Raw genomic sequence first — 20768 nt, 5'->3', positions numbered from 1 at the left:
GAATCTACTGCCGACTGTATTACGAAGCCTCGTGAAAGCCCATGCGGGCGAGCCCCGAGTTTCGTGGGTGCTGCATTCTGTGCCCGGGTTCAGTGTCCAGACTCGATGCCCGGCTCAATGCCCGGGATAGATGTCGAAGTCGAAGTACTGCTTCTCGAGCTTCCTGAACGTGCCGTCCTGGTGAACCTGCGCCAGCGCCTGGTTGAACATCGCCTTCAGCTCGGCGTCGTCCTTGCGCAGGCCGATGGCCGTGCCTTCGCCGATCGTCTTCGGGTCCTTCACTTCCGGGCCCGCCCAGCCGAAGCCTTTGCCGCGCGGCGTCTTCAGGAAACCGGCATCGGCCTGCACTTCGTCCTGCAAGGCGGCGTCCAGACGCCCCGAAGCGAGGTCGGCGTACACCTGATCCTGATTCTGATAAGGCACCACGGTCACGCCTTTGGGCTCCCACCAGACTTTGGCGTAGGCTTCCTGAGTCGAACCCTGTTCGACGCCGACGCGTTTGCCCTTCAGCGAATCAGCCGTGGGCAGCAGCGGCGAGCCTGCCTTGGCAATCATGCGGGCGGGGGCGTCGAACAGCTTGTCGGAGAAGTCGATCTGCTCGCGGCGCTTGTCCGTGATGGTCAGCGACGACACGATCGCGTCGTACTTCTTGCCCTTCAACGCCGGAATGATGCCGTCGAGATCCTGCTCGACCCACACGCATTTCACGTTCATCTTCGCGCACAGTGCGCGGGTCAGATCGGCGTCGAAGCCGACCACCTGACCGTTGGGCGCCTTGGATTCGAACGGCGGATAGCTGGCGTCCACCCCGATTCGCACGGTTTTCCACTCTTTCGCCAGCGCGCCGGTGGCCATGACCGCAAGCGCCACGCAGAGTGCGAACTTCTTCATGTTTCTCCTGGGTCAAACTGATCGTCGTGGTGCTTCGATCTCGACGACCGCCGGCTCGTGGCCGGCCGTCGCTATTCTAGGCGGTCAAAATTGTCGCGCCGCTCGGGTTTCTGCTGCGGAGCGCGGCGCGTGCATCCGATGCATCGAGGCAGTCCGGCGCGGGTCTGAAAACTGCAGCCGACCCACCGCGGCCCGCCATGCCGGGCTCGCCGGTGCGCCTTCGGCACGCACGCAATCTCGAAAAGCGCGGTATTTTACCCGAACAGGGACGAGGCGCCAGTCCGGGACGCCGGCGGCGGCAAACTGGCGCGCGCGGACGTTGTGCGGGCGCGACGCTGGTGCGTTCTTTCCAGGCCGTGCGAGGCCGGTCGCGCTTGCGGCGGATGCGCGACTCATGTGCGGGGCGTTTGTCGTACCTATGCCGAGGCCGGAATCGCAGCCGCGGTCTTGCACGCGCGGCCGGAACATCGCCCGGACCAGCGCCGGACCGCGCCAACGCCCGATTGCACGGATTTATGGAACGATCCGGTGCACCCGCGCCGATTGTTTAGTGCAGGCCATGCCCATACATTCTCGGCATCGCTATTTACTCACCAGGAGTACTTCCATGTTCGAGATTCGCCGCTCCGAAGAACGCGGTCACGCCAACCACGGCTGGCTCGACTCGTATCACAGCTTCTCGTTTGCCGACTATCGCGACCCCCAGCACGTGCATTTCGGCCCGCTGCGGGTCATCAACGAAGACCGTATCGCCGGCGGTGAGGGCTTCGGCACGCACGGCCATCGCGACATGGAAATCGTCACGTATGTGCTCGAAGGCGCGCTGGCTCACCGCGACAGCATGGGCAACGGCTCGACGATCCGTCCCGGCGACGTGCAGCGCATGAGCGCCGGCACGGGCGTGCAGCACAGCGAGTTCAACGCGTCGCAGGACGAATCTGCGCACCTGCTGCAGATCTGGGTAATTCCGCAACGCGCGGGCGATCAGCCCAGCTACGAGGAAAAGCGCTTCGACGCCGCCGACAAGCGCGGCCGCCTGCGCGTGGTCGCGTCGCCCGACGGCCGCGACGGTTCGGTGACGATCCACGCGGATGCGTCGATTTACGCGGCGTTGATCGACGGCGCGGAATCGGCCACGTTCGCGCTGCCCAAAGGACGGCTCGCCTATGTGCACGTGGCGCGCGGCGCGCTGACGGTGAACGGCGAGACGCTCCATGCGGGCGACGCCGCCAAGCTCAGCGACACGGATACGGTGACGCTGGAGAAGGGCGAGAACGCTGAAGTGCTGCTGTTCGATCTGGGGCAGCTCAACGGCTAAGCCGTGCTCGTTCGGCTGCGTTTTCACTGAAGGAATAGTTGAAGGCGCAACGAGCAAGCCTCACGCATGCATCGCGACGGTCCGCACGCACGCACCGCGCCGCATCGCGTAGTCAAAAAAAACGCCACGGAAGGCCAACCTCCGTGGCGTTTTTGCATCCAGCAACGCAGACGGCCGCGCGGGCCGCCTGTGCATCGATACCGGGCCGCTTACTGATTGGCCGCCGGCGCCGATGCCGCGCCCTTGCGATGCTCCCAGCGCTCGTGCATCTTTTCATGACGCGACTCCATCTTCGCAAAGCGCTGTTTGAGCTCCGTGCTGACGGTGGTCTTCTGCTGGTCGTTCAGGCCGTTGTAGAACTTGAGCCAGGCATCCGAGGTTTGCTGACGCAGTTGCGCGTCTTTCTGCTCGACTTGCTGGTGCGCGGCCGCCATGGCGTTCAAATCCAGGATCGGCTGTTGCTGCGCAGCCTTGAACTGGTTCTTGATCTGTTCATGATTGGCGCGCATGGCCTCGTGGTTCTGCTTCATGGTGTCGAGCGCGGCTTGCCACTGCTTTTCCTGATCCGCGTTCAGCTTCAACTGATCGTGGAGCTGGGTCAATTGCTTCATGAAGTGGCCGTGCCAGCCGCCGGGGCCGCCGTGTTCGGCGGGTTGTGCGGCATAGGCAGCGCCCGCGCCGATGGCGAGAGCAGTGGCGGCAACGGCGAGAACGCGCGACATCTTTTTGGTAGACATGTGAGACTCCCTGTAATGGAATAGCCGACGATGCAACCGGTTAAAGTGGACGGCCTGCATTCGGTAAGACACAGCGTAGAGAACTGCGCAGTTCGCTGTGTTACGTGGCAGGATGCGGCTGTTACGGGGGATTACGCACACCTTTCACCGTAACACCCGGTAACCCTTGGGGCCGGTTTGAAATCGAAAACCCATCCTGCTGCGCGTTAAACTTCATCCCATGGCTACTCAAATACTTGTTGTCGACGACGACGTCGAATTGCGCGATCTGCTCCGCGACTATCTGGCCCGCCAGGGCATCGAGGTTTCGGTGCTGCACGACGCGGGCTCGCTCGAGCGCAGGCTCGAACGCGAGCGCCCGGATCTGATCGTGCTCGACCTGATGATGCCGGGGGTCGACGGGCTCACGGCGCTGCGCAAGCTGCGCGCGTCGGGCGACGACATCCCCGTGATCATGCTCACGGCGCGGGCGGACGACGTCGACCGCATCGTCGGGCTGGAACTCGGCGCGGACGACTACCTCGGCAAGCCGTTCAATCCGCGCGAGTTGCTCGCGCGCGTACAGGCGGTGCTGCGCCGCCGCCGCACGCTGCCGTCGGCGGCGGCGCCGGAGCAGCGCGAGCCGTTCAATTTCGGCCGCTTCACGCTGGACTTCCAGTCGCGCACGCTGCATCTGGAAGACAAGCCGCTCACGTTATCGGGCAGCGAATTCGCGTTGCTGAAGATTTTCGTCAATCACCCCATGCGCACGCTCACGCGCGAGCGCTTGCTCGAACTGCTGCACGGTCCGGAATACGACGGCACCGACCGCGGCATCGACGTGCAGGTCTGGCGTCTGCGCCGCATTCTCGAAACCGATCCGTCCACACCGCGCTTCATTCAGACTGTGCGCGGCCGCGGCTACGTGTTCGTGCCCGACGGCGAACAGCATGCGCCGGCCCATTGATTCGCTGTTCGGGCGGCTAGCGCTGCTAGTCGTCGCGGTGCTGCTGCTGTCGCATTTCGCGTGGTACGCGCTCATGCGCCTAGAGCGCAGTCAACTGCAAACGCGCTACGCGGTCGAGGAAGCGACCTTCCTCGTCGACGCGGTGCGTCAGCACGTCGCCCGAACGCCGGATCAGCCATTGCCGTCGCGCGTCAAACTGGTCGACCCGGCGAGCCCTGAAGTGCCGCCGGAGGCCGTGGACATGCCGCCGCCGCTCGAACGCTTCGTCGAAGACGTGCGCGACCGCATGCCGTCCGGCACGCAGGTGCGCGTCGGCCTGCCGGGTCGTCCGCCCACGCTATGGGTGCGCGCCACCTCCGACCGAAGCTGGATCGTCGTACCGGTGCAGCCGTTGCGCACGCCGCGCTCGCTCGACCGCACGGTGCTGTGGCTTGCCATCATTTTCTCGTTCGCGGTGATGGCGGCGCTGTTCGCCGCGTGGGCGCTGCAGCAGCCGTTGCGCTCGCTCGCCCAGGCGGTGGCGCGCTTCGGCCGCGGCTTGCCGGTGCCGCCGGTGCCGGAGCGCGGGCCGCGCGAATTGCGGCAACTCACGCACGGTTTTAATCAGATGGTCCAGGAAGTGGCGCGCACGGAAAACGACCGCGCCGTGATGCTGGCGGGCGTCGCGCACGATCTGAAAACGCCGCTCGCGCGTTTGCGGCTGCGCGCCGAAATGATGGACGAAGTGAAGATGCGCGACGGCGTGGTGCGCGACGTCGATTCCATGACGCATATCGTCGAACAGTTTCTGGTGTTCGCGCACGACGGCGCCGATCGCAGCGAAGCGGTGGAAGTGGACGCGCAGTGCGAGCGGGTGGTGCGCAGCTATCGCGCGGTAGCCTCCGGTGTGGCCACCGTGCAGACGGAACTCAATGCGGGGCCGGCGTTCCTGTTGCCCGCCGCCACGCTCGACCGGATTCTGTCGAACCTGCTCGACAACGCGCATGCCTACGGTGCGCCGCCGATCGTCGTCGCCACGGCGCGTACCTCGCAGGGCTTCACCTTGTCGGTGAGCGACAGCGGCAGCGGTATCGCGGCCCAGGACCTGATCAACGCCAGCCGGCCTTTCGTGCGGCTCGATCCGGCGCGCGGCGGCAACGGCCATAGCGGTCTCGGGCTCGCCATTGTCGAGCGGCTGGTAAGGCGTGCGGGCGGGGAGTGGGAGATCGGCAACCACGGTGGCCGTGGTTTGCGAGTCTTGATGAGTTTTCCGTTTGAAGTGCTGCCGCGGGTCGCAGCGGCGTCGGAAAGCGCCTGGTAAGTCGTGCAGTGCGCGGTGTTGGCTTCCCGGCCCGCGCCGTGCCCTCGGGATCCGAACGCAAGGTTCGGAGGTGCGGCCGGAAACCGGCGCGCTAGTCCGAGAACAACGTATTCAGCGCATTCGCCGCGTCGCTATCCACCGTATTCCACGTCACCGTTTCGGCTTCGAAAATATAGTGCGTGGTGTATTTGCCGAGACGCGCCAGGATCTCTTCCTGAATCAGTTCCGGCGCCACCTCCAGTTTCAGATACCACGCGGTGGACGACAGGCGCGTCTGGAACGCGCCGTATTCAGCCAGCAGATGGTCGAACGCGTCAGCATCCTGATCGCGACACACGATCACCAAATTTCCCTTCATGCGAATCTCCCGTTAAAGCGGTAGCGGCAACCTCGATATCAGGGTCGATCATACCTGCTTCGTTAGGGGATGCCCGAGGGCGGGTCTTGCCTTGCATCAGCTTGCGTGCTGATTGAGACGCCGGTGTCTGGCGTCTGCCGAGCGCATCACCACACGTTGGCCACCGTGCGGGTGGGCGGTGCGGTGTCGTCGGGCGGCAAGGCTTCGGTGCGGTCGCGGCCGCCCGATTTCGCCGCGTAGAGCGCCATGTCGGCGCGGCTCATGATTCGCTCGGGCAGATCGTCGGGCGAGAGTTCGGTGATGCCGATGCTCACGCTCAAGCCCACCGAAGCGGGCAGCTTCGGCGAAGGGACCGCTTTCAGACGCAGCCGCAAGCGTTCGACGACTTCGTGGCCGCCGGCCAGATCCGTGGCCGGCAGCAGCAGGCCGAACTCTTCGCCGCCGAGCCGGCCGATCGCGTCGGCGCCGCGCAGCTCGGCGCGGCAGGTGTCGACGAAATGTTCGAGCGCGCGATCGCCGGCGGCGTGGCCGAAGCGGTCGTTGATCTGCTTGAAGTGGTCGAGGTCGGCGATCGCCATGCACAGCGGTTCGTGGCCGGCATGCGCGCGTTCGATCTCATGGCGCAGCAGGTCGAGAAAGTAGCGCCGCGACAGCGCGCCGGTCAGCGCGTCGTGGCGCGCCTCGGCCGACAGCAGCGTGTTGGCGGATTGCAGTTGTTCAGCGAGATCGCGCGTGGCGCGATGGTGGCGACGCTCGCGCACATACGACACCGTGATCACCCACGCCAGCGCGACTGTACCGGCCAGCGTCAGAAACACCAGCAAATGATCGCGCTTGTGATTGCGCAGCAGTTCCGGCCAGGCCACGAGCGGATCGACCAGATGCGCCGACAGCCCCGAGTTCAGGCCGCCGCGCGTCTGATAGAGCGACGGCATAGGCCGGTCGGACATGCCGAACAGTTGCCCGGCCACGGCTGACGGCACCCACGGCGCCTGTTCGCGCACTTGCGAATCCACGCTGATATGGATGTCGGGAATCGCGTCGCGCAGGTAGATGACCTTGCGCTCAGCGGGCGTCATTTGCGTGACGCGTGAGTTCGGCAGCGCGCGGCCTTCGAGCTCGCTGTTGTGCGCCATGATGATGACGCCGTTGTCGTCGGCGACGAAGGTCCCGGCGTGCGCGACCCAGTGGCGCAGCCGGGCGATCCCGACCTTGGCGACGACCACGCCGACCAGCAGACCGTCCGCGTATGCCGGCGCGGCGATGAAGATGCCGGGCTCGCCGCTCGCGCGGCCGACGCCATAGGCTTCGGAGAACGCGCCGAGCAGCGCGTTCGTCAGGTAGCCGCGCACGCGCATGTCGGTGCCGACGAAGGAGCGCTCGGCCGCGAGCGGATTGTTGATGGAGTTGCTCGAGGCGACGCAGACGCCGTTGGCGTTGACGAGCCAGATCTGGTCGAGCCCGGAGAAGCCTTGCGCGTCGTGCAGGAAGTTGCTCACGGCGCTCATCTGCTTGTCTTTCAGCAACGCGGCGCGCAGGACGGGTTCCGTCGCTTCGCCGTTCACGGCATAATTCTGGGATTGCACCAGAGCGCGCTGGACCACGTCCATCTCGGCCATGGTTGCGGGGATGGCGCGAGACATCGCAAGGTCGCTGGCGATCACTTCCGCCATGTTGTCCACGATCGACGCGGACATTTGCCGCTGCGCACGCAGGGCTGCGTCCAGCTCTTGCTGTACCATCCGGTCCGCAACCATGCCGGCCACGAACCAGCAAACCAGGACGATCAGCATGAAGCTGACCGGCCCGGTTGCCTGGCGCAAGGTTGTCCTGTTCATCGACTCTCTGATCCGTCTTGTGACATGCAACTGGCTCTTTCGTGGCAGCGCGCTTGCGCTGTTTCGCCCCTGTGGAAGCGGTCGGCAATACGCCGTCGCTGTGGCCCGGGATAAACCGATAACAGGCGTCGTCTCCTGATTTTAACCGTCATGGGGCCAGACGCCACCGTTATTGCGGGAATGCGAAGTGCGACTGCCGCGTCCATTAGGTTATTAACGGCAGCCCGGCCGGATTCTTGATGGTTGTTCGGATTTTTCGGGTGGGCTTCTGGGCTATCGCGGCAGCCGCCACGAGGGCCGAAGATGTGGTCGGCGCGCCACGATAAATAGTCTGAGTCGCGAACAGTGCTCGCTGGCGCGAGGGCGGCAATCTGAGGTTTTCCGCTATTTATTGCTATTTGCCGCGAAAGGTTGTGCCTGAAACATAGGATGGTGTAGTGTCGTGCCGTCCAAAACAAGGAAAGCTCGCCAGCCCTTACGGGCGGCGCCTGCGGCGACAGGAGTCTGGCTTGACGGTTGTGGTCCTGGGCGGGTTCGTCCACGGACACATTCGTCACCGGTTCACGTGTCTCCAACGCTAACGATTTACCGCGCACACGCGTTTTGCCATGCCTGATTTCCGCTTTCCGGACCGATCTTCAGACCGCCGCGCCGAAGCCGCGGCCTCCTTGCTGTTCTTGAGCGCATGGTTCGACGGGGAGGGCATCTGATGGACTTCAGCTTCAACCTGAAGCGCACCGCCAATGCTTCGGCATGGCGGGTGCTGCCCAACCGCTGGGACTTCGTCGCCTTCCCGCTGATCATCTGTGTGATCGCCATGGCGGCGATCGGCTTTCACGAGACCTTGGCGCCCATGTCGACGCTCAAGACTCAAGTCATCTCGCTCGACCCGGCGAACCTGCCTGAATATGCAATGCGCACCACGCTGCGCATGCTCGCGGCCATGGTCGCCTCGCTGACCTTCACACTCGTGTACGGCACGCTGGCGGCCAAGAGCCGCCGCGCCGGGCTCGTGCTGGTGCCGATTCTCGACATCCTGCAGTCGGTGCCGGTGCTGGGCTACATTTCGTTTACGGTCACCTTCTTTTTAGCCCTGTTCCCGGGGCGCGTACTCGGTGCCGAGCTCGCGGCGATCTTCGCGATCTTCACGAGCCAGGCGTGGAACATGACGTTCAGCTTCTATCAGTCGCTGCGAACCGTGCCGCGCGATCTGGACGAAGTCTCGCGCGGTTTTCACCTGACTTCATGGCAGCGCTTCTGGAAGCTGGAAGTGCCGTTCTCGATGCCGGGCCTCATCTGGAACATGATGATGTCGATGTCGGGCGGCTGGTTCTTCGTGGTCGCCTCCGAGGCAATCACGGTCGGCAACAGAACGATCACGCTGCCGGGAATCGGCGCCTATCTCGCGCAGGCGATCTCGGACAAGAACCTGCACGCGATCGGCTGGGTGATCCTCGCGATGACGGTCGTGATTCTCGCCTACGACCAGTTCCTGTTCCGTCCGCTTGTCGCGTGGGCCGACAAGTTCCGCATGGAAACCACCAGTTCGGGCGACGCGCCGGAATCGTGGCTGCTCGATCTGATCCGCCGCACCCGCCTGATCCACCGGCTGCTGGTGCCGCTCGGCTGGATGTTCGCCAAGGCCGCGCGCGTGCCGTTGCGGCTGCCGGCGTTCCAGGGGCCGCGCTTCCAGATTCCGCAGAAGCAGAAGAGTTCGCGCGTCGGCGATATCGTGTGGGCGACGCTGGTGCTGCTGACGACCGTCTATGTGGTGTATCGCGTCGTGATCTATGTGCGCACCGGTGTGTCGCTGGATGAAGTCTGGCACGTGTTCGTGCTCGGGCTGATCACGCTGCTGCGGGTGGTGGTGCTGATCGCGATCGCCTCGGTGATCTGGGTGCCGGTGGGTGTGCTGATCGGCTTGCGCCCGGCGCTCGCCGAAAAGATCCAGCCGCTCGCGCAGTTTCTCGCCGCGTTCCCGGCCAATCTGCTGTTCCCGGTGTTCGTGATCGCGATCGTGCGCTTCCATCTGAACCCGGACATCTGGCTGTCGCCGCTGATCGTGCTCGGCACCCAGTGGTATATCCTGTTCAACGTGATCGCCGGCGCGACGTCGTATCCGAATGACTATCGCGAGGCGGCCAAGAACTTCCACATCCGCGGCTGGCAATGGTGGCGTCAGGCGATTCTGCCGGGCATTTTCCCGTACTACGTCACGGGCGCGATCACCGCGTCGGGCGGCGCGTGGAATGCGAGCATCGTCGCGGAATTCGTGCAGTGGGGCGACACCAAAGTGGCCGCGCACGGTTTGGGCGCTTACATTGCGCAGTCCACCGCCGCGGGCGACTATCCGAAGATCATCGTGGGCATTGCCGTGATGTCCCTGTTCGTGACCCTGTTCAACCGCCTGCTGTGGCGTCCGATGTACGCCTACGCCGAAGCCAAGCTCCGGCTCGATTGAGTAATAAAGGCAAAACGCGATGCAAAATCCTAAAGCTGCTATGACCGCCGCGCCGATCCAGACCCCGCCGAAGCCGCCACGCCTCGGCGAAGAGATCCTGCTCGTCAAGGACGTGTGCCGCGGGTTCAACAAGTCGCAGGGCGAACTGCTCGTCCTCGACGACGCGAATCTGTCGCTGCGCGAAGGCGAGATCGTCGGACTGCTTGGACGTTCGGGCTCGGGCAAGTCGACGCTGTTGCGCATCATCGCCGGTCTGATCGAGCCGACCGACGGTGAAGTCACCTACATGGGCAAGCCGCTCGACGGTCCCGCCAAGGGCGTCGCGATGGTGTTCCAGACCTTCGCGCTGTTTCCGTGGCTGACCGTGCTGCAAAACGTGGAAGCGGGTCTCGAAGCGCAAGGCGTCGGCGCGAGCGAGCGGCGCACGCGCGCGCTGGCGGCGATCGACCTGATCGGTCTGGACGGTTTCGAAAACGCCTATCCGCGCGAGTTGTCGGGCGGCATGCGCCAGCGCGTCGGCTTTGCACGCGCGCTGGTGGTCGATCCCACGCTGCTGCTCATGGACGAGCCGTTCTCCGCGCTCGACGTGCTGACCGCCGAAACGCTGCGTACCGACCTGCTCGATCTGTGGACGCAAGGCCGCATGCCGATCAAGGCCGTGCTGATCGTCACGCACAACATCGAGGAAGCGGTGTTCATGTGCGACCGCATTCTGGTGTTGTCGTCGAATCCGGGCCGTGTGATCGCCGAGATCAAGGTGCCGTTCAAGCATCCGCGTAATCGTCTCGATCCGGCTTTCCGCCGGCTGGTGGACGATATCTACGCGAAGATGACCGCGCGTCAGACCGACGAAAAGACCAAGAAGGGTCTCGAGCTGCATAGCTGGCTGCCGCACGTGTCGACCAACCTGATGGCCGGTCTGATCGAAACGCTGGCCGCGGCGCCGTACCACGGCCGCGCCGACATGCCGGAAATCGCCCGTTCGCTGCATCTGGAGGTGGACGATCTGTTCCCGGTCGCCGAAGTGCTGCAGCACCTCGGTTTCGCCGACATACGCGAAGGCGACATTTTCCTGACGCCGCCGGCGCGCGTGTTCTCCGAGTTCGGCACCCAGGAACGCAAGATGATGTTCGCCGAGCATCTGTTGCGGCACGTGCCGCTCGCCGCGCGAATCAAGAAGGTGCTCAACGAACGGCCGGGGCATCGCGCGCCGCGCGTGCGCTTCGAGCAGGAGCTGGAGGATTTTCTGTCGGACAGCGCCGCGGAAGAAACGCTCGACGCGGTCATCAACTGGGGCCGTTATGGCGAGATCTTCTCGTACAACGACCAGACCGAAATCTTCAGTTTGGAAGACGTGGAGTCTTAAGCGCCTTCGAGTTGCGCGTTTAAGTCGTTCAAGACGCGCGAAGCCGGCTCAAAGCGAAAACGGCAGGGGAGACCCTGCCGTTTTTTCATTTCCGCGCCTTTATTGCAGACTGCCCCAGCGTGCGACGGCCGGTTCCGCGGACGCCCACTTCCAGCCTTTGTCCTGCTGACACGCACTCGCCGTGTACCAGTCCTCATGCGCGTTCGGGCCATCGCCGTCCTGCACCGAGAACACGAATTCCTTGCAGAGCGCGAGGGCCGAACCGAACGCGCGCGTCACGCGCACCTGGCCGTGGCCGTTCTCGATCGGCAGCGTGTGCTTGACCGACCAGGGGCGAGTCTCGCCGACCGGCATGGCGCCCGCCAACGCGGCGATCATGTTCTGCTGATCGGTGTGCATGGTGCGCATGTAGCGGCCGACGGCTTCGTCGGTGGCCGCCTGCACGGCAATTCCGATGCCGATGCCGACTGCCGGATTGGACGTGACCAGCCCGGACGCGACGGCCGCCGCCGCGCCGCTCGCCGCGCCCACCGACGAGCAGCCGCTTGTCAGTACACTTGCGCCGACGCAAAGCGCGCCGGCCAGCACGAGCCGCAACCGGTTGCCGGACCAGGCAGCGAGGCGAGGCCGGCGCACCGTGAGGCCAGCCGTATACGGACGCGCCGTCATTGCAACGCGCCCCAACGTTCGGTGGCGGGTTCGGCCGACGCCCACTTCCAGTTGTCGCCGTCACGGCAGATCGACGCCACGTAAAACGCGCTGCTCGCCGGCACGTTCTTGGTCGCCGTCTGATCGACGGAGAAGACGATTTCCTTGCAGTCGAGCGCGCCCGCGCTGATGGTGCGGCTGACGGTGACGCGGCCGTGCTCGTCGTCTTCGATCGGCATCGAATGGGTCACGCTCCACGGCGCGATTGCGCCGACGTCCAGCGGACCGGCAATTTTAGCGATACCGTCCTGCGTATTCTTGTGGACCACGCGCTCCGAGTATTGCACCCCGGCACGCGCCGCGGCCACCGCGCCGAGACCGATACCGGTCGCGACAGCCGCGTTGTTGGTGACCTTCGCCGCGAGCGCGGCGCCTGCGATACCGGCGCCGGCAGTGGCGCCTTCCGAATAGAGCGAGCTACAGCCGCTCAACGCCGACGAGATCGCCACAGCGAGAGCAACGAGCGCCGTTGCATTGGGACGTCCACGCCCGGTTGTTCGTTTTGCCCATTCAGCCCACACCATACTTTTTTGCATTTCCCTGTCTCTGCTCCTGCAAGTGCCTTTCGTTCGCGCTCGATATCAACTGTGCGAACGAGTAACACGCGTTTCCCACCTAGCAATGCGTGTGCCGCATTTTGCAGGATGCTATTTGTAATTGGCAGAGGGAAAATGCAAGCAATTGCAAAAGATGGTGCGAGACAAATCGGTTTCTGTTGGGCAGTGGCCGATTTTGATTGGTGGTGCGAAGGGATTTGGTTGGTCGTTCAAGTCGCGCAGCACAGGCTTTTTGCAACTGGTGGTCAGACGCCGAAGCACGCATGTGCCCGGACATTCAGGCGCCGTCGCAAGCACTCACGCGGCGTCGCCACCTGAGTGCCGCGTCGTGACGTTATTGCTCGGGCTCGTCTTCCGCCCCTTCGTCGCCGTATGCGCTCAAGCGGTTGTACAAGGTCTTGAGACTCACGCCGAGAGCTTTGGCCGCGCGTCGTTTGTCGCCGCCGCAATATTTGAGCGTGCCGAGAATGATCTGCTTTTGCGCGTCGGCGAGCGGCGTGCCGATCCATACGCTCATCGCGTCGCCCTGCGTCATGGGTTTTTTCACGCGCGACGCGAGATGCGGATGCGGCAACTCCACGATCTTCTCCGCGAGAATGAACGCGCGATACACCGCGTTCTTCAACTCGCGCACGTTGCCTGGCCACGACCAGGTGCGCAGTGTTTCGATCGACCGTTTGCTGAAGCTTTTGCCCGTACCTTCCTGCTGATTCAGCAGCGCGAGGAAGTGCTGCGCAAGCAGTTCGCGATCGCTCTCGCGCTCGCGCAGCGGCGGCGCGCGCAGCGGGAAAACCGCGAGCCGGTACATGAGGTCTTCACGCAGTCCGTTTTCTTTGACTGCGATGGCGGGGTCGCGATTGGTCGCGGCGATCACGCGCACGTTGCCGCTGATCAGGTCATTGCCGCCGACCCGGTAGAAGGTGCCGGTTTCCAGCGCGCGCAGCAGCTTCACCTGGCGCACTGGCGCCATTTCGGTGATTTCGTCGAGGAACAGGGTGCCGCCGTTCGCATGTTCGAAGTAGCCGATACGGCCCTGGACCGCGCCGGTGAAACTGCCCTTCTCATGGCCGAACAGTTCGGCTTCGATGAGTTCGTCGGGAATCGCGCCGCAATTCACGGCGACGAACGGTGCGTTTTTGCGGCTGCTTTGATCGTGAATCGTGCGGGCAATCAGTTCCTTGCCGGTGCCGGATTCGCCGATGATCAGCGCGGTCGCGTCGGTGCCGGCGACGCGTTCGATCTGCTGGTACAGATCCAGCATCACCGGCGACGAGCCATACAGCAGCCCGTACGATTTCAGTCCCACGATGCCGTCCGCGACGCGCTGCTTCGCCAGTGCCGAAGCATTGCCGCCAGCGGAGACGGTGGGCGAGGCCAGGTCGATTGACGCCATAAACGGGGGTCCTGTGCAAATGAGTTCGTTGTTACGGCGCGCAGGCCTGGGAATGAGATAAACCAGCGATGCCGCTATCTCTCAAAGATTGATTTAACCACTTTGACACCGTTTTCGGCAAACGATGTGAGGGCCTAAAAAATACATTTATGCACGGTCGGTCGAAACTGCCTGGCTTGGTGTTTGCTTGGGCCGCGCCGGGCAAACTTACCGGGCACGGCGTTTGCGACTTTCACCCGACACGCGTGTGCTTTTTTTGGCGCGATGGCCTTGCATATCGGCATGTTGCGCGACGGTGGCGATCGCCACTCGCCAATTTGCAGCGATATGCGCACGCGCCGGAACGCACACGCGAACGCCGAACTCAGACCAGGAGTGAATGATGACTGACACCACGCAACAGATTGCACTCGGCGGCCAGAAGATTGTCGAGGATCTGCGAGTGCTGCTGAAGGACTCGGAAGAAATGCTGCGGCTCGCCGCCAACGTGCCGGGGGAGGGCGTCGGCGCGCTGCGCGACAAACTCGGCACGCATGTCGAAACCCTGCAATCGGCACTCGGCGATGCGCAGCAGAACGCGCAGCGGCGTTACCGCGCGGCCACCGTCAATACCGAACGCTACGTGCGGCACAACCCGTGGCGTTCGATCGGGATTGCCGTGGGCGTCGGCTTTCTGCTCGGCGTGCTGACTGCGCGCTGAGACGCTTTCGAGCACCAATCCGCTTCATGACGACAAGGAGTTCACGATGGCACGACCCAAAATCGGCATCTTCGGCGCACTGATGGCGCTCGGCGGTTTTCTGGCTGTGCGCTACGTACAGCAGCGCGACCGCGCGGCACAAGTTCCTGTGGCGCGCGAATTGAGCCGTTGGGAAAACGAGGGCGGCACGGTCGCGGCGCCGGCTGCGCCGACCGCCAATCAGGCGACCACGGCGGGCGACGCGAACCCGAGCGAGCATGGCGCCAACGGCTCCGTTTATCCGAATGGCAATGGCGGCGCATGGCCGTTCCCGCGCAGTTGAGCGGGCTCGCCTGCACGGCATCGCCGACGCACCGCGCTGACGGGGCGGCGCCCCGTACAGCTTGCTAATTTGTCTCGATAAAGCCTTATAATAGGCAAATAAACAACAATGACGCTTTGGGCGGGTGGGTTTGCCCTTGTATTGTTGCAAGATTGAATCAAGTCGTCGGCTGGTGCGTTGCCTTAAAGTTGGTGGGTGCTCACATTAGAGCCCGCGCCAACGGCGCAGCGCCAGGTCGACGGCACGCTTTTCAGCATGCGCGTTTGCATGTTTTCCCATCCCCACGCTTGCAGGCTTTCGAGACGCGATGCCACATGTACTGATTGTCGATGACGATGCTGGTACCCGCGAGGCGCTTTCCGCCATCATCGGGGAAGACGGCCTGACCACCGCCACCGCGGGCGATTTGCGCGAAGCGCGCATTCAACTGGTCCGGCAGATGCCGGACGTCGTCTTTACGGACCTGAAGCTGCCCGACGGTAGCGGGGTCGATCTGTTCGAAGATCTGGATCCACGCTCAGGCGTGGAAGTGATCGTGATTACCGGCCATGCCACGGTGGAGTCGGCCGTCAACGCGCTGAAGATGGGCGCCACCGACTATCTGGTGAAGCCGATCAACATGCAGCGCGTGAAGGCGATCCTCTCGCGCCTGCCGCGCGCCGGCGACCTGAAGGCGGAAATCGGCACGTTGCGCGGCGAATTGCGCCGCATGGGCCGCTTCGGCCTGATGCTCGGCAATTCGCCGGCCATGCAGGAGGTCTACGACCAGATCGGCCGTGTCGCGCCGACGGCGGCCTCGGTCATGCTGGTGGGCGAGTCGGGCACCGGCAAGGAAGTCGCCGCGCAGACACTGCATCAACTGAGCTTGCGTCGCAAGCACGCGTTTCTTGCGGTGAACTGCGGCGCGATCTCGCCGAACCTGATCGAATCGGAAATGTTTGGCCACGAGCGCGGCTCGTTTACCGGCGCCGATCGTCAGCACAAGGGCTATTTCGAGCGAGCGAACGGCGGCACGCTGTTCCTCGACGAAATCACCGAGATGCCGATCGAGTTGCAGGTGAAACTGTTGCGCGTGCTGGAAACCGGCATGTTCATGCGGGTCGGCACGACCAAGGAAATCGAAACCGATGTGCGCCTGATTGCGGCGACCAACCGCGATCCCGAGCAGGCCGTGCTGGAAGGCAAGCTGCGGCTCGACTTGTACCATCGGTTGAACGTGTTTCCTATCAGCCTGCCGCCGTTGCGCGACCGGGGCAAGGATGTGGAGCTGCTGGCTCAGGCGTTCCTCGACGAACTCAACGAACGTCACAGCACGAAGAAGCATTTCCCCGCGGCCGTGAAGGACATGCTCATGTCCTATCCGTGGCCGGGCAATGTGCGCGAACTGAAGAACTATGTGCAGCGCGCGCACATCATGTCGGGTTCGGATTCGGACAGCACGGCGACGGTGCCGCTACAGATCACGCTGTCGAAGCCCGCGGCCGGCACGGCGATCACGATTCCGTTCGGCACATCGCTCGCCGAAGCGGACCGTCAGTTGATCGTGGCTACGCTCGAGCAGTGCGGCGGCGTGAAGACGCGGGCCGCCGAGATTCTCGGCATCAGCCTGAAGACGCTGTACAACCGTCTGGTCGAGTACGGCAATGACGCGCGTGACGACGGCGACGCCGCCGACGAATCACGCGCGCTGGGCGGCGCGGACGCTTAACGCCACCCGCGCCGCTGACACGACAGGCGCCAGCCAGCCGGGGGCGCATCCGTAACGGCACAGGCCTTGCTGCGATCTGGTGGAACGCAAACGAGGATAAATAACATGCCGGACTACGCTGCCGCTCCCGCGCTTCCCCTGCCGATGCACGCTCACCGTCCCGAGCCGATCGAGCCGCCATCACCGCCTCCGGTTGCGCCGCCGAGCCCCGGCGAGCCCGACACCGTTCCCGTTCCAAGCCCCGATCCGAGTCCGCAACCGATCGAACCCATCGAACCGGTCGCTCCGCCGATCGGCGATCCGCCGCCGCAGCCCACGCAAACGCCACAAGCCAGTCAACGTCAGACGTTACAGCCGCTACGCATGCAACTCTGACTCGTTCTGTGCGTTACACCACAGTCCGGCGCACGGAATTTATGTACTTGTTACAAAGCCGGCGCATCTTTTACCGGCAAATTACCGTCGTGACCCCTAGACTGTATGAATGCCGCAAACTTGGCGGCGGGCTTCCCTTGGAGGCGTGGATCATGAGACATCCAGCACTGCGACGTTCAGCGCGCCACTCGAAGCGCGATTCCCGGCCGGGCGGCAGCAAAGACAGCCCGCCGGCGTCGCCCGATCCGGCAGGGCAGAACCGTGTAGCGCCCGATGCGCCGCCTGACGGCGAGCACAACCAGGGCGGCGTGCGTTCGGAAGGGCTGGAATACCAGCGCGACCTCGGCTCGGAGCAGGACGCCTGAGCCGATTTGACGGCCGGTAAGAGGCCTTCCGGTTTTGTCATACAAAGCAGAAAAAAATTCTTCGCGGCGTGACAGGGCCGCGCGTTTCTGCTCGTCTGTCACATTTGCATACATTTTTATTTCCAGCGTCTCAAAAAACGGCACGCGACTTGCGTGCACCTTTTCGGCACATGTCCGTATGCAACGAAACAACTGAACTAGGTGGAGCACCAATGAGCAGACTGATCGTGGTATCGAATCGTGTCGCGCCGACTCAGGAAGGCCGTCCCGCAGCGGGTGGCCTCGCTATCGGCGTGCTGGACGCGCTGAAGGAAAGCGGCGGGGTCTGGTTCGGCTGGAGCGGCGAAACGGTGAGCGAGCCGAGCGCTCCGGTGATCGAGAAACAAGGCAATGTGACGTACGCGACGGTGGGCCTCACCAAGCGCGACTATGACCAGTACTACCGCGGTTTTTCCAATGCGACGCTGTGGCCGACGTTCCACTATCGCAATGACCTGTCGCGCTACGACCGGCAGGAATACGCGGGCTATCAGCGCGTCAACGCGACGCTCGCGAAGCAGCTCAAGGAGTTGCTCAAGCCCGACGACATTATCTGGGTCCACGACTACCACCTGCTGCCGTTCGCGCGCTGCCTGCGCGAACTCGGCGTGAAGAATCCGATCGGCTTCTTTCTGCACATTCCGTTTCCGGTGCCGGAAGTGCTGCGCACGATTCCGCCGCACGAGGAACTGGTCAAGGCCATGTGCAGCTATGACGTGATCGGCTTTCAGACCGACGCGGATCGCCAGTCGTTCGTCGACTTTATCGAGCGCGGCCAGCACGGCACCTCGAGCGAGGACGGCATGGTGCACGCGTACAACCGCTTCCTGAAAGTGGGCGCGTATCCGATCGGGATCTATCCGGACGCGATCGCCAAAGCCGCCGAGCAGTTTACCGACCGCAAGCCGGTGCGCAGCCTGCGCGACGGCATGCGCGGACGCAAGCTGATCATGAGCGTCGACCGCCTCGATTATTCGAAGGGTCTGGTGGAGCGCTTCCAGGCGTTCGAGCGGCTGCTGCTCAACGCACCGGGGTGGCACGGTCGCGTATCGCTGGTGCAGATCGCGCCGCCGACACGCGCGGACGTGACGACCTACCAGCGGATTCGTCAGACGCTCGAGGGCGAGGCGGGCCGCATCAACGGCCGGTTCGCGCAGCTCGACTGGACGCCGATCCAATACCTGAACCGCAAGTACGAGCGCAATCTGCTGATGGCGCTGTTCCGTCAATCGCAGGTCGGCTACGTGACGCCGCTGCGCGACGGCATGAATCTCGTCGCGAAGGAATACGTGGCGTCGCAGGATCCGGCCGATCCGGGCGTGCTGGTGCTATCGCAATTCGCCGGCGCCGCCGAACAATTGCCGGGCGCGCTGGTCGTCAACCCGTTCGATCTGTCGCAGATGGCCGAAGCGCTGGAACGCGCGCTCTCGATGCCGCTCGCCGAGCGCCAGGCGCGACACGCCGACATGATGGCGCCGATGCGCGAGAACAATCTGTCGGTCTGGCGCGATACCTTCCTTGCCGATCTGCGCAACGTGGCGACGGCATCTTCGGTGACGGCCAAAGCGGTAAAGCTCGCTGACGTGACCGCGTCGTCGTAGCCGGATCAACGGTCGCGCGGCTTGCAGTGCGGCCGCGTGTGCTGGTCACGTCTTCCGAGTAGCGTTTGCGGGTTTGGAAGAGAAGGGCGCGAATCGCGACATGCGAGGCGCGCCCTTTTTGCGTTGGCGTGACCGTCCACTTCAATCGAGCGTTCAGGCCGGTTGCGCGTTGACCCGTTGCATGACGCGCGTCGTGCTGATCACCGCGGCGACCGCCGAGAAGCACGCGGCCACATAGAGCGCGATAATCGGCCCGTGTTGTGGCGCAATGCCGAAGATCAGCGCGACCAGCGCCGCGCCGAGCGTCTGGCCGGTCAGGCGCGCGGTGCCCAGCATGCCGCTCGCGCCGCCGCTGCGCTCGCGCGGCGCCGCGGACAGTATGGTGCGATTGTTCGGCGACTGGAAGATGCCGAAGCCGGCGCCGCACAAGGCCATGCGCCACGCGATCTGCATGGCGTCCGGATGCGCGCCGAGCGTGGCGAGCAGCAACAGCCCGGCCGTCATCGCGACAAGTCCGACGCCACCCAGCCATCCCGACGACACCTTGTCCGACAGCAGGCCCGCAATCGGCGCCGCGATGATGATCACGGCGGGCCAAGGTGTCATGAGCAGCCCGGTTTCGACCTGCGACAACCCCAGCGTTTCCTGCAACATAAAGGGCAGCGACACGAAGGCGAGCATCTGCGCGCAGAACGAACAGACCGAGGTACCGATCGAGAGCGCGAAGATGGGAATCCTGAGCAAATCGATCGGCAGCAAGGGCGCGGGCTGCGTCAACTGACGGCGCACGAAGAAATAGCCGATCACCGCCGCGCCGATCGCTTCGAGCGCGACGTAGCCGAATCCCTCGCCGTGGCCGAGTCCATCGACCGCAAAAATCAGCAGGCCGAAGACGAACGCGTTCATCACCGCGCTGAGGTAGTCGTAGGGCGATTCGTGGCCGGGGTTCATCGGCAGCGCCTTGAAGCCGCCGACGATAGCCGCGATGCCGATCGGCACGTTGATGGCGAACAGCCACGGCCACGAGGCGACGGCGAGCACGCCGGAAGCGACGGTCGGCCCGACCGCCGATGACACCGCGACCACCATTGCGTTGATCGAGATGCCACGCCCGAGCTGCGCGGGCGGATAGATCATGCGCACCAGCGCCGTGTTCACGCTCATGATGCCCGCCGCGCCGAAGCCTTGAATCACGCGAGCGAGCGCGAGAGTCGGCAGCGAAGTCGACAAGGCGCAACCGAACGACGCCACCGTGAACAGGATCAGCCCGGAGAGATAGATACGCCGGTAGCCGATGCGGTCGCCGAGCGAGGCGAGCGGCAGCAGTGAGATCGTGATTGCCAACTGATAGGCGTTGACGACCCAGATCGAGCCGGCCGCGCTGGCGTGCAGGTTGCGCGCGATAGTCGGCAGCGCCACGTTGGCAATCGCGCTGTCGAGCACCGCGAGCGTGAGGGCGAGTGCGATGACCAGCATCGCCCAATAGCGCTGCGGAATCGGCAAGCCTTGTTCGGTGTTGTCGGAGAACGAGCTGTCGGGGGCGAGTGTGTCGGCCGCTTCAGCGGGTACGGCGCCGTCCTTGCGCGGTGGTTGTGCGTGCATCGATTGTTGGAGTTGTAGTGGGGTGGCTCGCCGCGTGCGCGTGCCGCGTGCCGACCTGAGAGAACAGGCAGCCGCGGCGGGGGGGGGGGGGGGGGGGGGGGGGGGGGGGGGGGGGGCCCCCCGGCCGGCCGGGGGGGGGGGGGGGGGGCCCCCCCCCCCCCCCCCCCGCGCCCCGCGCCCGCC

At 64.2% G+C, this 20768-nt stretch carries 19 protein-coding genes; 11 read left to right on the top strand and 8 right to left on the bottom strand.

Annotated features, from left to right (window positions below; genetic code table 11):
- Positions 1–114 precede the first annotated feature (114 nt).
- The gene (locus tag P0D80_RS30330; RefSeq protein WP_408289333.1) at positions 115–891 is read right to left on the bottom strand and encodes an ABC transporter substrate-binding protein; all 777 of its coding nucleotides are present in this window, start codon (positions 889–891) and stop codon (positions 115–117) included.
- Positions 892–1498: 607 nt separating this feature from the next.
- On the opposite strand from P0D80_RS30330, the gene P0D80_RS30325 reads away from it, so the two are divergent.
- Positions 1499–2209, top strand: a complete 711-nt coding sequence (locus tag P0D80_RS30325) for a pirin family protein (protein WP_408289330.1) — start codon at positions 1499–1501, stop codon at positions 2207–2209.
- A gap of 209 nt (positions 2210–2418) precedes the next feature.
- Here P0D80_RS30325 and P0D80_RS30320 read toward each other — a convergent pair whose 3' ends face one another.
- On the bottom strand, positions 2419–2946 hold the full coding sequence (locus P0D80_RS30320) for a Spy/CpxP family protein refolding chaperone (RefSeq protein ID WP_408289327.1): 528 nt from the start codon (positions 2944–2946) through the stop codon (positions 2419–2421).
- A gap of 220 nt (positions 2947–3166) precedes the next feature.
- Between P0D80_RS30320 and P0D80_RS30315 the strand changes: the two genes are divergently transcribed.
- The gene (locus P0D80_RS30315; RefSeq protein WP_012432166.1) at positions 3167–3892 is read left to right on the top strand and encodes a response regulator; all 726 of its coding nucleotides are present in this window, start codon (positions 3167–3169) and stop codon (positions 3890–3892) included.
- Positions 3876–5192: an ATP-binding protein gene (locus P0D80_RS30310; RefSeq protein WP_408180373.1), complete on the top strand. Its 1317-nt coding sequence runs from the start codon at positions 3876–3878 to the stop codon at positions 5190–5192. Before P0D80_RS30315 ends, P0D80_RS30310 begins: the two co-directional genes overlap by 17 nt.
- A 91-nt stretch (positions 5193–5283) precedes the next feature.
- Here P0D80_RS30310 and P0D80_RS30305 read toward each other — a convergent pair whose 3' ends face one another.
- Together P0D80_RS30305 and P0D80_RS30300 are read right to left on the bottom strand one after the other, a co-directional pair.
- Positions 5284–5550, bottom strand: coding sequence for a double-stranded DNA-specific endonuclease (locus P0D80_RS30305; RefSeq protein ID WP_038458190.1), 267 nt, complete (start codon positions 5548–5550; stop codon positions 5284–5286).
- Between the two features lie 146 nt (positions 5551–5696).
- Complete coding sequence (locus P0D80_RS30300; RefSeq protein ID WP_408180374.1) at positions 5697–7388, bottom strand: sensor domain-containing diguanylate cyclase; 1692 nt, start codon at positions 7386–7388, stop codon at positions 5697–5699.
- A 709-nt stretch (positions 7389–8097) separates the two neighbouring features.
- On the opposite strand from P0D80_RS30300, the gene P0D80_RS30295 reads away from it, so the two are divergent.
- Both P0D80_RS30295 and P0D80_RS30290 read left to right on the top strand, forming a co-directional pair.
- On the top strand, positions 8098–9849 hold the full coding sequence (locus P0D80_RS30295; RefSeq protein WP_408180375.1) for an ABC transporter permease: 1752 nt from the start codon (positions 8098–8100) through the stop codon (positions 9847–9849).
- 19 nt (positions 9850–9868) lie between these two features.
- A complete protein-coding gene (locus P0D80_RS30290; RefSeq protein WP_408180376.1) occupies positions 9869–11215 on the top strand; it encodes an ABC transporter ATP-binding protein in 1347 nt (448 codons plus the stop codon).
- 99 nt (positions 11216–11314) lie between these two features.
- Here P0D80_RS30290 and P0D80_RS30285 read toward each other — a convergent pair whose 3' ends face one another.
- From P0D80_RS30285 to P0D80_RS30275, 3 genes are all read right to left on the bottom strand, one after another.
- On the bottom strand, positions 11315–11884 hold the full coding sequence (locus P0D80_RS30285) for a hypothetical protein (protein ID WP_408289322.1): 570 nt from the start codon (positions 11882–11884) through the stop codon (positions 11315–11317).
- Positions 11881–12459 (bottom strand): hypothetical protein, encoded by a 579-nt coding sequence (locus P0D80_RS30280; RefSeq protein ID WP_408180378.1) that lies wholly within the window; start codon positions 12457–12459, stop codon positions 11881–11883. Before P0D80_RS30280 ends, P0D80_RS30285 begins: the two co-directional genes overlap by 4 nt.
- A 355-nt stretch (positions 12460–12814) precedes the next feature.
- Positions 12815–13873 carry a sigma-54 interaction domain-containing protein gene (locus tag P0D80_RS30275; protein WP_408289319.1) on the bottom strand — a complete coding sequence of 353 codons (1059 nt, stop codon included), beginning with the start codon at positions 13871–13873 and terminating at the stop codon, positions 12815–12817.
- 382 nt (positions 13874–14255) lie between these two features.
- Between P0D80_RS30275 and P0D80_RS30270 the strand changes: the two genes are divergently transcribed.
- From P0D80_RS30270 to otsA, 6 genes are all read left to right on the top strand, one after another.
- Complete coding sequence (locus P0D80_RS30270) at positions 14256–14573, top strand: ElaB/YgaM/YqjD family protein (protein WP_408289316.1); 318 nt, start codon at positions 14256–14258, stop codon at positions 14571–14573.
- 46 nt (positions 14574–14619) lie between these two features.
- Positions 14620–14895 carry a hypothetical protein gene (locus tag P0D80_RS30265; protein ID WP_408289313.1) on the top strand — a complete coding sequence of 92 codons (276 nt, stop codon included), beginning with the start codon at positions 14620–14622 and terminating at the stop codon, positions 14893–14895.
- Positions 14896–15202: 307 nt separating this feature from the next.
- The gene (locus P0D80_RS30260) at positions 15203–16603 is read left to right on the top strand and encodes a sigma-54-dependent transcriptional regulator (RefSeq protein WP_132375519.1); all 1401 of its coding nucleotides are present in this window, start codon (positions 15203–15205) and stop codon (positions 16601–16603) included.
- A gap of 105 nt (positions 16604–16708) precedes the next feature.
- Complete coding sequence (locus P0D80_RS30255) at positions 16709–16978, top strand: hypothetical protein (protein ID WP_132375517.1); 270 nt, start codon at positions 16709–16711, stop codon at positions 16976–16978.
- A gap of 152 nt (positions 16979–17130) precedes the next feature.
- Positions 17131–17343, top strand: coding sequence for a hypothetical protein (locus P0D80_RS30250; protein WP_132375516.1), 213 nt, complete (start codon positions 17131–17133; stop codon positions 17341–17343).
- A gap of 212 nt (positions 17344–17555) precedes the next feature.
- On the top strand, positions 17556–18983 hold the full coding sequence (otsA, locus tag P0D80_RS30245; protein WP_132375514.1) for an alpha,alpha-trehalose-phosphate synthase (UDP-forming): 1428 nt from the start codon (positions 17556–17558) through the stop codon (positions 18981–18983).
- A gap of 153 nt (positions 18984–19136) precedes the next feature.
- On the opposite strand, the gene P0D80_RS30240 is transcribed toward otsA, so the two are convergent.
- Positions 19137–20585, bottom strand: a complete 1449-nt coding sequence (locus P0D80_RS30240; RefSeq protein WP_408289308.1) for an MFS transporter — start codon at positions 20583–20585, stop codon at positions 19137–19139.
- Positions 20586–20768 lie beyond the last annotated feature (183 nt).

It is taken from the genome of Paraburkholderia sp. RL17-373-BIF-A (genome assembly GCF_046030175.1).
Classification (GTDB): domain Bacteria; phylum Pseudomonadota; class Gammaproteobacteria; order Burkholderiales; family Burkholderiaceae; genus Paraburkholderia.
The sequence above is the reverse complement of the archived record's forward strand: the minus strand, read 5'-3'. Positions and strand labels throughout refer to the sequence as shown.

Bases quoted from the DNA above. Each gene is read 5' to 3' on its own strand.
- P0D80_RS30310 (WP_408180373.1), top strand. From the start codon at position 3,876: ATGCGCCGGCCCATTGATTCGCTGTTCGGGCGGCTAGCGCTGCTAGTC.
- P0D80_RS30250 (WP_132375516.1), top strand. From the start codon at position 17,131: ATGAGACATCCAGCACTGCGACGTTCAGCGCGCCACTCGAAGCGCGAT.
- P0D80_RS30300 (WP_408180374.1), bottom strand. From the start codon at position 7,388: ATGAACAGGACAACCTTGCGCCAGGCAACCGGGCCGGTCAGCTTCATG.
- P0D80_RS30280 (WP_408180378.1), bottom strand. From the start codon at position 12,459: ATGCAAAAAAGTATGGTGTGGGCTGAATGGGCAAAACGAACAACCGGG.
- P0D80_RS30325 (WP_408289330.1), top strand. From the start codon at position 1,499: ATGTTCGAGATTCGCCGCTCCGAAGAACGCGGTCACGCCAACCACGGC.
- otsA (WP_132375514.1), top strand. From the start codon at position 17,556: ATGAGCAGACTGATCGTGGTATCGAATCGTGTCGCGCCGACTCAGGAA.
- P0D80_RS30290 (WP_408180376.1), top strand. From the start codon at position 9,869: ATGCAAAATCCTAAAGCTGCTATGACCGCCGCGCCGATCCAGACCCCG.
- P0D80_RS30320 (WP_408289327.1), bottom strand. From the start codon at position 2,946: ATGTCTACCAAAAAGATGTCGCGCGTTCTCGCCGTTGCCGCCACTGCT.
- P0D80_RS30260 (WP_132375519.1), top strand. From the start codon at position 15,203: ATGCCACATGTACTGATTGTCGATGACGATGCTGGTACCCGCGAGGCG.
- P0D80_RS30295 (WP_408180375.1), top strand. From the start codon at position 8,098: ATGGACTTCAGCTTCAACCTGAAGCGCACCGCCAATGCTTCGGCATGG.
- P0D80_RS30255 (WP_132375517.1), top strand. From the start codon at position 16,709: ATGCCGGACTACGCTGCCGCTCCCGCGCTTCCCCTGCCGATGCACGCT.
- P0D80_RS30270 (WP_408289316.1), top strand. From the start codon at position 14,256: ATGACTGACACCACGCAACAGATTGCACTCGGCGGCCAGAAGATTGTC.
- P0D80_RS30275 (WP_408289319.1), bottom strand. From the start codon at position 13,873: ATGGCGTCAATCGACCTGGCCTCGCCCACCGTCTCCGCTGGCGGCAAT.
- P0D80_RS30265 (WP_408289313.1), top strand. From the start codon at position 14,620: ATGGCACGACCCAAAATCGGCATCTTCGGCGCACTGATGGCGCTCGGC.
- P0D80_RS30285 (WP_408289322.1), bottom strand. From the start codon at position 11,884: ATGACGGCGCGTCCGTATACGGCTGGCCTCACGGTGCGCCGGCCTCGC.
- P0D80_RS30315 (WP_012432166.1), top strand. From the start codon at position 3,167: ATGGCTACTCAAATACTTGTTGTCGACGACGACGTCGAATTGCGCGAT.
- P0D80_RS30305 (WP_038458190.1), bottom strand. From the start codon at position 5,550: ATGAAGGGAAATTTGGTGATCGTGTGTCGCGATCAGGATGCTGACGCG.
- P0D80_RS30330 (WP_408289333.1), bottom strand. From the start codon at position 891: ATGAAGAAGTTCGCACTCTGCGTGGCGCTTGCGGTCATGGCCACCGGC.
- P0D80_RS30240 (WP_408289308.1), bottom strand. From the start codon at position 20,585: ATGCACGCACAACCACCGCGCAAGGACGGCGCCGTACCCGCTGAAGCG.